Below are 12134 nucleotides of genomic sequence, written 5' to 3' on the forward strand. Positions count from 1 at the left end.
GGAAAATCGATGTTGCTCGATCAACTGGGATTCTATGGAAAGCTACCTGGCAAAGGGGATTTTGTCAGAAGAGCATTGCCAAATGACATGATGCTGAATTGGGATAATTGGTTGCAGTCAGCCATGGCCCATAGCCGGGCAGAGCTTGGCAGCGAATGGTTAAACCATTACCTGGTCAGCCCTATCTGGCGATTTGCACTGTCTCCGGGCCTGCTCGGCTCCCAGGGATTGGCGGGCATACTCATGCCAAGTGTAGATAGTGTTGGCAGACACTTCCCGCTGACCCTGGCGCAACCTATCGCCCCCAATTGCGATTTAACAAACCTGGCGCTGCAAGCCGACCAATGGTTTGAACAACTGGAAGATTTGGCGCTGTATGCACTGTCTGATACGTTTTCAATGTCTGATTTTGAGCAGCGCATGACCCGTCTCGCGGCACCGCCCCCCATAAAGCAACCCAAGGCAGTCAGTTCAGTGGAAGGTCGAATGGGATGGCATCAAGACAGTCCAGATGGCAGCGAGATGGTAGCCCAGTGCCTGGCTGCGGAGCTACAAACCAGGCTAAACAGAGATTATGCAAGTATTAGTTTATGGTGGACCCTGGGGTCGCAGGACATCGAGCCGGCCTTGCTAATTTACCCAGCCCTGCCTCCACCTGCGTCATTCAGTGCGTTTATCAGCGGACGTTGGTGAGCAACGCTCAGGTTGCCGGCACATACTTCAGTGCCGCTTCGTCTTTATCTGAATAGACATAACAGCCATCCCAGTCTGAAGACATCACAATAGCGACCGGAGTGGGGGCCCCACGACTGAATTTAACCTTTCCGAACGCCACCAGGGACGTCTCCCGGATCTGATTTTCTTCAATATAGGCCTTCCATCTTTCCTTGTCCGTTCTTTCTATCAGGCACCCGGTATCAGCAGCCCGTTTAAGCTTGCCGACCAACACATGGTAATCAACCTCAACTATTGAAGGTTGTCCCATATTACCTCCCATAAAATCGTTATCCGTTTTAACTACTCTAACCCAATAGCAGAAAATATAGAAAGCCTGACGCTCGCAATCCGCATTTGAGTGCCTTTTCCATCCGGTTGTTGACCGTTATCCAGCGACATAGATCGAGGTTATAAAGGTCTAAAAAATGGAAATTTGAACAAAATTCTCGCATTTCCTTGCCGAAAGCCAATTATTAGACCAATATTTCAACAGTTGACCAATCTGGATGGATTCACTTGGTTATTGTTATTTAACAGATTTACCACTGTTAAATTGTTGGGATTGTGGCCCATGCCTTGATGTCTGTCCAACAGTTAAGATGGAATTTTAACCAGTACCTATATGACAGACTTGAACATAAATCAGTATCTGACTGCCATATCGGATGAAGCGCCGTCCGGAGACAATTTGGAGTATGAGCAATCATTCACCGAATTAGAACGCCTCGCCCGTGGTAAACCTGAACAGATTCTTGGCGATGCCAAAGTAGATGCGGAGCCGCCTGACTGGCGGGCAGTCCGTAAGAGTGCTTTGACTCTGCTGGATACCAGCCGGGATTTGCGCCTGGCTATATTTCTTTGTCGCGCTTTATTAAACCTCGAAGGACTGGCTGGCTTCAGACAAGGGCTGGCGCTTACAGATGGCCTGCTACAACAATTCTGGCCTACACTGCATCCTCAACTCGACCCCGATGACGACAATGATCCGGTACTGCGTATCAATACCTTGCTGACCTTATGCGACAGAGAGGCGACCTTATCGACGCTGTATCGTGCCCCTCTTACTGTGTCTCGTTTGTTTGGTCCCATCGGACTGCGTCAGGTGCAAATTGCCAAAGGCATCATAAGCGATGACGGTCAACAAGGGGAAACACCGGACCTTGCCGGTGTGTCAGCCGCTTTTATGGATTGCCCCATTGATGACTTAAAGCAGACAGCAGAGGATTTAAGCAGCAGCATCGATTCTGTGAAAGCCATAGACAATTTTCTCACCACCACCTTAGGCGCCAGTCAGGCGCCTGATCTCAGTGCATTGCTAGCTCCTCTCAATGATGCTCAAGTCGTTGTCAATGAATATCTGGCCAGAAGGGGGCAGGACACTGATACCCCAGTTGCAGGAGAAAATGGGGAAACGGCCGGGGAGATCCAGCAAGTGCAGCAACCAAACAACAGCGGCGAGATTAACAGCAGGGAAGATGCCACCAGGCAGATGGACAGAATTATTGAATATTTTCGCCGCCATGAACCTTCCAGCCCTGTGCCTTTACTGCTGCAACGGGCTAAACGACTAGCCACCCTAGATTTCCTAGAGATCCTTCGCGATATGGCGCCAGACGGACTGCAGCAGGCGAGGAATGCTGGCGGTCTGGACAAATCTGGCCTAGATGATGATTCCTGACTATGTTTAAACCTTTACCGTAAGGAGTACAAGAAATGGCCAAGGCAAGCAGCCAGAAGTTTATTGCAAGAAACCGTGCGCCAAGAGTTCAAATTGAATACGACGTCGAACTATACGGCGCAGAAAAGAAAATTCAGTTGCCCTTTGTGATGGGGGTAATGGCTGATCTGTCGGGCAAGCCCAACGAGCCTTTGCCGCCTGTAGCAGACCGTAAAGCACTGGAAATAGACGTAGATAATTTTGATGACCGACTCAAGGCCATTAAGCCCAGAGTGGCCTTCCAGGTGCCCAATACTCTTACCGGAGAAGGCAATCTGAGCATCGATATCAGCTTTGACAGCATGGACGATTTTTCACCTGCAGCAGTGGCTCGCAAGGTGGACGGCTTGAAAGAACTGTTGGAAGCAAGAACCCAACTGTCAAATCTGATTACCTACATGGACGGCAAAACCGGCGCCGAGGAACTGATCGGCAAAATTATGAATGATTCGGCACTGCTGCAGTCTTTGCTGGCAGAGAAAAAACCGGCCAGTGAATAACGGGCAAAACGGAACATGGAGTATTTGTCATCATGACTGAATTAAAGAACGAAGCTCAGCAAGAAGTTGCGGAAAAAATTGAAGCCAATGATTTCCAGTCGCTGTTGCAAAAAGAATTTAAACCTAAGTCAGAACGTTCAAAAGAAGCCGTAGAAACAGCAGTGCAAACGCTGGCTGAACAGCTGTTAAAAGACACCGCGGTTATCTCTTCGGATGTTATAGGCACGATTCAGGCTCTGATTGCTGAAATCGATCAAAAATTGTCAGATCAGGTTAACCTGATTCTCCACCATGAAGACTTTCAGAAGTTGGAAGGTACCTGGCGCGGATTGCACCATTTAGTGAACAACACCGAAACCGATGAAATGCTGAAAATTCGGGTAATGAATATCAGCAAGAATGACTTGGGTAAAACCCTGAAAAAATTCAAAGGCACGGCTTGGGACCAAAGCCCCATCTTCAAGAAAATCTATGAAGAGGAGTATGGTCAGTTTGGTGGTGAACCCTATGGCTGCATTATCGGCGACTACTACTTCAGTCATAGCCCACAAGATGTAGAACTACTGGGGGAAATGGCACAAGTCTCGGCGGCCTGCCATGCGCCATTTATTTCCGCAGCGGACCCGTATTTACTGCAAATGGATTCCTGGCAGGAACTCAGCAATCCAAGGGATTTAACCAAAATTTTCCAGACGCCGGAATATGCTGCCTGGCGGTCATTGCGGGAATCAGATGACTCACGCTTCTTGGGTTTGACCATGCCTAGAGTTCTGGCCAGATTACCTTATGGTTCAAAGACCGATCCGGTCGAGGAATTTGATTTTGAGGAAGACACCGAAGGGGCCGATCACTATAAGTACACTTGGGCTAACTCCGCTTATGCCATGGGCGTTAATATTAATCGCTCATTTAAGATGTTCGGCTGGTGCTCACGGATTCGCGGAATAGAATCCGGCGGCGCAGTAGAGGGCCTGCCTACCCATACCTTCCCCACGGATGACGGTGGTGTGGACATGAAATGTCCCACCGAAATCGCCATCAGTGACCGCCGTGAAGCTGAGCTGGCCAAAAATGGCTTTATGCCACTAGTGCATAAGAAAAACTCCGACTTTGCCGCATTTATCGGCGCGCAATCTTTGCAGAAGCCCTTTGAATATGACGATCCCGATGCCACTGCCAACGCAAACTTAGCGGCGCGTTTGCCCTATCTTTTTGCCAGTTGCAGATTTGCCCACTATCTTAAATGTATCGTCAGAGACAAGATCGGCTCATTCAAGGAAAGAGAGGCCATGCAGAAATGGCTGCAGAAATGGATTATGAATTATGTGGATGGAGATCCAGCCAATTCCACCGAAGAAACCAAAGCCAGAAAACCCCTTGCTGCCGCAGAAGTGGTAGTAGAGGAAGTGGAAGGTAATCCGGGTTATTACACTTCTAAGTTTTTCTTGAGACCTCACTACCAGTTGGAAGGGTTAACGGTCTCACTAAGGTTGGTATCACGCCTGCCGTCTGCGAAGAGTGCTTGATATCGCGTAAATGTGACGTAAGTAACGAGCAATACTGCTCAGAATGGAAATGAAACAAGAGGAGAGTCGTCATGGCAGTTGATATGTTCATCAAGATTGAAGGTATCGATGGAGAGTCTAAGGATAAGGCCCATAGTAAGGAAATAGACGTACTTGCATGGAGCTGGGGAATGTCACAGTCAGGAAGTATGCACGTTGGTGGCGGCGGTGGTGCCGGCAAGGTCAATGTGCAGGACATGTCATTTACCCATTGGTTTGATAAAGCCTCAGCCAACCTGATGCTTTACTGTGCCAATGGTAAGCATATTCCCAAGGCCACACTAGTGGTGAGAAAAGCCGGGGAAAATCCGTTGGAGTATATCAAGATTACAATGACGGATGTGTTGGTTACCTCTGTCAGCACCGGTGGCAGCGGTGGAGAGGACAGACTGACTGAAAATGTCAGCCTGAACTTCGCCAAGGTTAAGGTGGAATATCAAGAGCAGGCTAAAGATGGTACCGGTCAGGCTGGTCCAGAGTTTGGCTGGAATATTGAAGAAAACACCACGGCCTGATTGTAGTCGCACCAAAGCCCGGTCTCTGGCCGGGTTTTGGCTTGTTTACCCCTGGCGGATTTGTCTTTATGTCTAATGCCGAACAATGCCTCAAGCAAGGAGACCTGCCTGCGGCCCTGAAAGAACTGCAAGCGGCCATAAAAAGCCAACCAGCTAAACTGGAGTTACGTGTTTTCTTGTTCCAACTTCTGGCGCTCAGTGGCCAGTGGAACCGGGCGCTATCACAATTGGAAGTGATTAAAAACCTGGATGACAGTGCGCTTGCCATGTATCACACCTACAAACCCGCATTGTTTGCCGAAGCCATGCGCGAAGAGGTATTCGCGGGACGGCGCTCTCCGATGTTATTTGGTCAACCGGAAAACTGGATGGCACTCTGTATTCAGGCATTAGCAGCGTCAGCACAACAGCAATATGAACAGGCACAAAGCCTCAGACAACAGGCATTTGAGCAAGCGCCTGTCTCACCGGGGCAAATTGACAATCAGGATTTTCAATGGATTGCCGATGCCGACAGCCGCATCGGGCCATTTCTGGAAGCCGTGGTGAAAGGGACTTATTACTGGATCCCATTTTGCAGAATTCAGGCCATAGACCTTCAAGCCCCTGAAGATCTTCGCGATATGGTCTGGCAACCCGCCCATCTGACCTGGACAAATGGCGGCCAGGAAGTCGCACTGTTACCCAGCCGCTATTCTGGTTCGCACAACAGTGAAGACGCGCAAATTCAGTTGGCGCGCAAAACTGATTGGTTGCCTTGCGCCGGTGAATACCACGGTGCAGGTCAGCGAATGTTGACTACTGATGTAGATGACTATCCCCTCCTTAGTATCCGTCACATTCAGTTCAATAACGATTAAACAGTACTGGTAGACAGGAGCAAGGAAGATGGCGGAACTCTACCAACAACACAAATTGCAGCCTTCGCTGCTGGATCGGCTGACCGATGACGTGTTGTTGCAACAAACCCCTGATGGACAATCTGCCAAGTCCACAGATCAGATAGAAAAATTCTACATTAATGCGCGCAAACTCAGAGAAGTGGTGATACGCGATCTGGCCTGGTTACTTAATACGGTTAATCTGGATGCAGTGATGGACCTGACAGATTTCCCGAATGTGTCCAAATCTGTGGTTAACTTTGGTGTACCCGAGCTGACAGGCAGCATCATCTCACAGTTAGATGCCGCCAGCCTGGAGAAGAAACTGCAGCGCATTATCTTGTGCTATGAGCCAAGAATTTTACCTAACACATTAAAAATAAAGGTAAAAAAAACTGATCAAATGTCCCGCAATGCTCTGCGGTTTGAAATCGAATGTGATATCTGGGGGCAACCGGTACCAGAACATTTAAGCGTACAGTCTGAATTGGATCTGGATACGGGTTCTGTCTCTTTGCAACAACGAAAAGTAGGCTGATATGGATCCATTGTTTCTCAGGCATTATGAAAGAGAATTGCAGTTTGTCCGTGAAATGGGCGCAGAGTATGCCCGCGAGTTTCCGCGCATCGCCGGGCGATTGGGTATCGATGGGGTGGAAACCGCCGATCCCTATGTTGAAAGGCTGTATGAGGGATTTGCCTTCCTGGCCGCCCGGCTGCATATGCGCCTTGATGCAGAGTACCCTAAGTTTACCCAGAATCTGCTGAATATTGTTTACCCCCAGTACCTGGCTCCCATCCCCTCCATTGCGATTGCGCAGATTACCCCCGAAGCACAAGCCAGCCTGGAACAAGGCTGCTTAATTCCGCGCAATACTGCATTTAAGGCTAACCGGCGCGAAGGGGATCAGAGCGCCTGCGAATACAGAAGTTGCCATGACGTCACCCTGTGGCCGGTGGCCATCAGCGAAGCCAGCTATTTTACCAACATGGCGCTGGTGAAAGATGTGCCATTAGGAAAAAATAAAGCCAAGGCAGGTCTGCGCTTAACCCTGCAAAGTACCGACGAACAACCCATCCCTGTTGGCTTTCTTAACTGCATCAACCTGTTTCTGGCCGGTCACAATCATCTTGCCGTACGGCTTTACGAACAACTGTTTGCCAATGCCTGCGCCATCGTAGCGCGCCCGGCCACAACCGATCAGAATTGGCAACAAGTGTTTCCTGTCAGCCACCTGCATCAAACAGGTCTGGATGCAGAGCAAAGTCTGTTTCCGGAAGATGCCAGGGGATTTTCCGGTTACCGGATGTTGAGGGAGTATTTCGCATTCCCCGATCGCCTGCTGTTTGCTGAACTCCGCGATCTGGCCACGAAACTGGCCCCTTACCGCGCCACCGAGTTGCAGTTGTTAATTCTGTTTGACCGGGTAGACAGCGAGTTAGAGCAGCGTTTATCCGCCGAGGATTTCGCACTGTTTTGCACTCCGGTTATAAACCTGTTCCCGAAACGCTCCGATCGCATTCACCTCAACACCAGAGACGAGGAATACCACCTGGTGATTGACAGAACCAGGCCACTGGACTTTGAAGTGTTTCAAATCAATAAGGTACAGGGTTACGGCGACCAGACTGACGATCAAAAAGAATTTTTACCCTTTTACGCTTGTTATGACCTCACCGATTATCCGCAACACAGTGCTTTTTATACCTCGCGCCTGGAGCGTCGTTTGTTATCCACCCATCAGCGTCGGCATGGCCCGCGCTCCAACTATATAGGCAGCGAAACCTATGTTTCACTGGTGGATAATCGGGAGAAAGCTTTCCAGTCGGATTTCAAACAACTGGAAGTACATACTCTGTGTACTAACCGCGACTTACCCATTCATATGCCGGTTGGGAAAGGCACAACAGATTTTACCCTGGAGGTCAGTGCACCGGTGGCTTGTATACGTTGTATAAAAGGCCCAAGCAAGCCGAAGCCTTCACTGGCTCATGAACAGGGTGAATCGGCATGGCGCCTGATAAACCAATTGTCGCTTAACTACTTGTCTCTTGCAGACGAAGCACAGGGGGCAGCGACCTTACGCAGCATCCTCAAGCTTTATGGTGATCAGCAGGACCCGGTCATCAGCAAGCAAATTGATGGGCTAAGTACTATCAGTTGCAAAGCGGTTACCAGGCGAAATCCGGGGGCAGGTCCCATTGCCTTTATCAAAGGACTGGAAATTACTTTGACCTTTGATGAGAGCGCTTTTGCCGGTTCAAATTGCTTTTTGCTCGGGGCGGTGCTGGAACGCTTCTTTGCCTTGTATACCTCTATCAATTCATTTACTCAAACCCTGGTAAAAACCCAGGAACGCGGGGAGATCGCCAGATGGCCGATAAGAGCAGGGCAGCGCCAGATCCTCTGAGTCTGTACCGGCAGATGCAAGAGGAACCATTCCGTTTTGGTTTCTACTCTGCCGTGCGCAGAATTGAGCGGGTACTGCCAGGTACTGAACAACTTGGCCGTACCGCCAGGCCAAAGGATGACGTGATACGATTTGGCCAAACTCCATCCATGACCTTCGCTCCTTCCACTTTAGCCGAATTTAGTCTGTCACCCGGGCAAAAACCCAAACTGGATGTGTACTTCTTTGGTTTGTACGGGCCAAACGGCCCTCTGCCACTGCATTTAACCGAGTATGTACGGGATCGTCAACGCAACCACGCCGATCACAGTCTGGCCCGTTTTACCGATGTATTCCATCACCGCTTTCTGACCTTCTTCTATCGCAGTTGGGCCGATGCACAGCCCACGGTGAACCTGGACCGCCCCAAAACTGACCGGTTTGTGATGCGTATCGGCAGTCTGATGGGGCTGGGCCTTGCTGAAAGCCGCGGACGCGACAGCATTCCTGATTTTGCCAAGCTGCATCTGGCCGCCAGATTCGCGCAGCGTAACAGAAATGCAGAAGGGTTATGCGCCATTCTGACCCTCTACTTTCAGTTGCCGGTGCAGTTGCAACAATTCGTTGGTCAATGGCTACCCATTGATCGTGAAGATCAGCTATGTCTTGGTGGAAACCCTCAGGCCAACCAGTTGGGCCTGACCAGCAATCTTGGCAGCAGAGTCTGGCAATGTCAGGGCAAGTTCCGCTTAATCATCGGCCCGATGAGCCTGACCCAATATCAAGCATTCCTGCCGGGTGGGCAGAGTTTGCAAAGGCTGAAGGATCTCGTCCGGCATTATCTGAACCATGAGCTGGACTGGGATGTGAGATTAATTCTGGCGCGCCAGCAGGCCAAAGCGGCCTGCCTGGGGCAGAGCACAACACTGGGCTGGACAAGTTGGATGTTTAAAGGCTTGCCCGCAGGGGATTTGCAGGACCTGACCTTAGAAGGCCAGGCGTAAAATTATACGGGAGATAAACCAATGTCCGAAATCAGTCGCACCACCCTGTTTGGTAAGCTGAACAAGCTGTCCTATAAAGCCATAGAAGGCGCCACGGTATTTTGCAAAATGCGCGGTAATCCCTATGTTGAACTGGTGCATTGGCTGCAGCAAATACTGCAACTGCAGGACTCCGATCTGCACCGGATTATCAAATACTTTGAGCTCAATCCAGCCACCCTGGCCAAAGATATCACCGAGGCCCTGGATGCTTTACCCAGAGGCTCCACCTCGATTACAGATTTGTCTGCCCATCTGGAAGAAGCCGTAGAAAGAGCCTGGGTTTACGGCAGCCTGATGTTTAATGAAGCACAGATCCGTACCGGTTATTTAATGGTTGGCCTGGTAAAAACCCGTTCGCTGATGAATAACCTCAGGGCTATCAGCGGCGAGTTTGCCAAAATAGACAGCGAGAGCCTGACCAGTCGTTTTGCTGGCATAGTTCAGGGTTCACCAGAAACAGGGTTAACGGCTACGGATGGATTTTCATCGGCAGCACCAGGGGAAGCCAGCGGTGCGATGGCACCGGCGCAAATGGGCAAGAAAGAAGCCCTGCAACGTTTTACCGTCGATCTGACCGCGCAGGCGGCCTCTGGTGATATGGACCCCATAGTCGGGCGCGACGAGGAAATTCGGCAGATTGTGGATATTCTGATGCGGCGCCGGCAAAACAACCCCATTCTGACCGGCGAGGCTGGGGTGGGTAAAACCGCTGTGGTGGAAGGCTTTGCCCAGCGCATTGCCGCGGGTGATGTGCCACCGCCGCTCAAAGACGTGGAACTCAGAGTGCTGGATGTAGGCCTGTTGCAGGCTGGCGCCAGTATGAAAGGTGAGTTCGAGGAACGTCTTAAGCAAGTGATTGAAGAAGTTCAGTCGTCTGAAAAGCCCATTATCCTGTTTATTGACGAAGCCCATACGCTGGTGGGGGCTGGAGGTGCAGCCGGGACAGGAGACGCAGCCAACCTGCTGAAACCTGCACTGGCCAGGGGGACCCTGCGCACTATTGCTGCCACCACCTGGGCGGAATACAAGAAGCATATTGAAAAAGACCCGGCCCTGACCCGTCGTTTCCAGGTTGTGCAGGTGCCCGAGCCGGACGAAAACAAAGCCATTCTGATGATGCGTGGGGTGGCCAGTAAACTCGAACAGCACCACAAAGTTCAACTGCTGGATGAAGCTATAGAGGCGGCCGTCAAGCTGTCACATCGCTATATTCCGGCCCGCCAACTGCCAGACAAATCCGTTAGTTTGCTGGATACGGCCTGTGCACGGGTCGCTATCAGCCAGCATGCGGTACCGGCACAGGTAGAAGATACCCGCCGCCGTATTGACGCCCTGCAGGTAGAGCTGGAGATTCTACAACGTGAAACGGCCATGGGCGGTGAACATCAAAACCGCTGCAATAAAGTTACCGAAACCCTGACCGCTGAACAGGCCCTACTGGATGAGCTGGAACAAAAATGGCAGGAAGAGAAGCAACTGGTTGAGCAGATTCTGGCTCTGAGGGCCAGAATTCGCCAAGCCAGAGGCGAAGTCGATACCACATCGCAGGTGAATGAAGATAATACCGACCCGTCTGTTGCAAAAGAGCCGGAAGACGTCAGCACTCTTTTGCAAGACCTTAAAGCCCTGCAAAACGAGTTGGCGCAAATGCAGGGGGAATCGCCTTTGATTCTGCCCACAGTAGATGAACAGGCCGTAGCGGCAGTGGTACAGGACTGGACAGGGATCCCGGTTGGCCGGATGGTGAAGGATGAAATCACCACCATTCTGAAGCTGGCCGACACCCTTGAACAGCGGATTATTGGTCAGCGCCATGCCCTGGAGATGATTGCCAGGCGCATCCAGACATCCCGCGCCAAACTGGACAATCCCAACAAACCCATAGGGGTGTTTATGCTGGCCGGTACCTCTGGGGTGGGGAAAACCGAAACCGCTCTGGCCCTGGCAGAAGCCCTGTATGGTGGTGAACACAATGTGATTACCATCAATATGAGCGAATATCAGGAAGCCCATACCGTATCCAGCCTCAAAGGCGCACCTCCGGGTTATGTAGGTTATGGTGAGGGCGGAGTGCTGACCGAAGCTGTCAGACGCAAACCTTACAGTGTGGTATTGCTGGACGAAGTGGAAAAGGCCCATCCCGATGTGCATGAGATCTTCTTCCAGGTATTTGACAAAGGCTGGATGGAAGACGGTGAAGGCAGGGTAATCGATTTTAAAAATACCCTTATACTGCTGACCACTAATGCCGGTACAGAGCTAATCAGCAGCCTTTGCGCCGACCCGGAACTGATGCCTGAACCAGATGGCATCGCCAGCGCATTGCGAGAACCACTACTCAAAGTGTTCCCCCCGGCCTTACTTGGCAGATTGGTGGTCATTCCCTACTACCCTCTGAACGATGACATGATCGCCGCCATTATCCGGCTGCAGCTAGGCCGTATAGAGAAACGTATCCGCCAGAATTACGAAATTCCATTTACCTATGACGATGACGTAGTGAAGCTAATTGGTAAGCGTTGTACGGAACTGGAAAGCGGCGGCCGTATGGTAGATGCGATACTAACCAACAGCATCCTGCCCACTATTTCCGAAGTATTTTTAAATAATATGCTGGCAGGAAAAGCCGCAGAAAAAGTCCATCTTAAAGTGGAAGATGGGGATTTCAAGTATGAGATATAGCAGCTATGACAAAGGAAAGGAGACAGGGATAGCCCCAATAAAGATGGAAGTGGATTTGGGAATAAAAAAATAAATATCAAGGTGAAAATAAGTATGGAGAAAGTTACTGCGAAATAGGGAA

The 12134-nt window shown here is 50.5% G+C and carries 11 protein-coding genes; 10 read left to right on the plus strand and 1 reads right to left on the minus strand.

Annotated features, from left to right (window positions below; translation table 11 throughout):
• The first annotated feature begins 9 nt into the window (after positions 1-9).
• Entirely contained in the window at positions 10-693 is a 684-nt protein-coding gene (gene tagF / locus ABD028_RS12020; RefSeq protein ID WP_102794740.1) for a type VI secretion system-associated protein TagF, read from the plus strand.
• Between the two features lie 7 nt (positions 694-700).
• On the opposite strand, the gene ABD028_RS12025 is transcribed toward tagF, so the two are convergent.
• A complete protein-coding gene (locus ABD028_RS12025; protein WP_102794741.1) occupies positions 701-985 on the minus strand; it encodes a hypothetical protein in 285 nt (94 codons plus the stop codon).
• 354 nt (positions 986-1339) lie between these two features.
• Here ABD028_RS12025 and tssA point away from each other — a divergent pair, with 354 nt between their 5' ends.
• The 9 genes from tssA (at position 1340) to tssH (ending at position 12013) form a co-directional block, all read left to right on the plus strand.
• Positions 1340-2395, plus strand: a complete 1056-nt coding sequence (gene tssA, locus ABD028_RS12030) for a type VI secretion system protein TssA (RefSeq protein WP_102794742.1) — start codon at positions 1340-1342, stop codon at positions 2393-2395.
• Between the two features lie 35 nt (positions 2396-2430).
• Positions 2431-2934 carry a type VI secretion system contractile sheath small subunit gene (gene tssB / locus ABD028_RS12035; RefSeq protein ID WP_102794743.1) on the plus strand — a complete coding sequence of 168 codons (504 nt, stop codon included), beginning with the start codon at positions 2431-2433 and terminating at the stop codon, positions 2932-2934.
• A gap of 32 nt (positions 2935-2966) precedes the next feature.
• Positions 2967-4460: a type VI secretion system contractile sheath large subunit gene (gene tssC / locus ABD028_RS12040; RefSeq protein WP_102794744.1), complete on the plus strand. Its 1494-nt coding sequence runs from the start codon at positions 2967-2969 to the stop codon at positions 4458-4460.
• A gap of 71 nt (positions 4461-4531) precedes the next feature.
• The gene (locus ABD028_RS12045; protein WP_102794745.1) at positions 4532-5014 is read left to right on the plus strand and encodes an Hcp family type VI secretion system effector; all 483 of its coding nucleotides are present in this window, start codon (positions 4532-4534) and stop codon (positions 5012-5014) included.
• A gap of 68 nt (positions 5015-5082) precedes the next feature.
• A complete protein-coding gene (locus ABD028_RS12050; RefSeq protein ID WP_343845132.1) occupies positions 5083-5874 on the plus strand; it encodes a type VI secretion system accessory protein TagJ in 792 nt (263 codons plus the stop codon).
• Between the two features lie 28 nt (positions 5875-5902).
• Positions 5903-6433: a type VI secretion system baseplate subunit TssE gene (gene tssE / locus ABD028_RS12055; protein ID WP_343845134.1), complete on the plus strand. Its 531-nt coding sequence runs from the start codon at positions 5903-5905 to the stop codon at positions 6431-6433.
• Position 6434: 1 nt separating this feature from the next.
• Positions 6435-8306 carry a type VI secretion system baseplate subunit TssF gene (tssF, locus tag ABD028_RS12060; RefSeq protein WP_343845136.1) on the plus strand — a complete coding sequence of 624 codons (1872 nt, stop codon included), beginning with the start codon at positions 6435-6437 and terminating at the stop codon, positions 8304-8306.
• Positions 8270-9289, plus strand: a complete 1020-nt coding sequence (gene tssG / locus ABD028_RS12065; RefSeq protein ID WP_343845138.1) for a type VI secretion system baseplate subunit TssG — start codon at positions 8270-8272, stop codon at positions 9287-9289. Before tssF ends, tssG begins: the two co-directional genes overlap by 37 nt.
• Before the next feature lie 21 nt (positions 9290-9310).
• The gene (tssH, locus tag ABD028_RS12070; RefSeq protein ID WP_343845139.1) at positions 9311-12013 is read left to right on the plus strand and encodes a type VI secretion system ATPase TssH; all 2703 of its coding nucleotides are present in this window, start codon (positions 9311-9313) and stop codon (positions 12011-12013) included.
• Positions 12014-12134 lie beyond the last annotated feature (121 nt).

The organism is Bowmanella denitrificans, assembly GCF_039522935.1.
In the GTDB taxonomy this organism is placed as follows: domain Bacteria; phylum Pseudomonadota; class Gammaproteobacteria; order Enterobacterales; family Alteromonadaceae; genus Bowmanella; species Bowmanella denitrificans.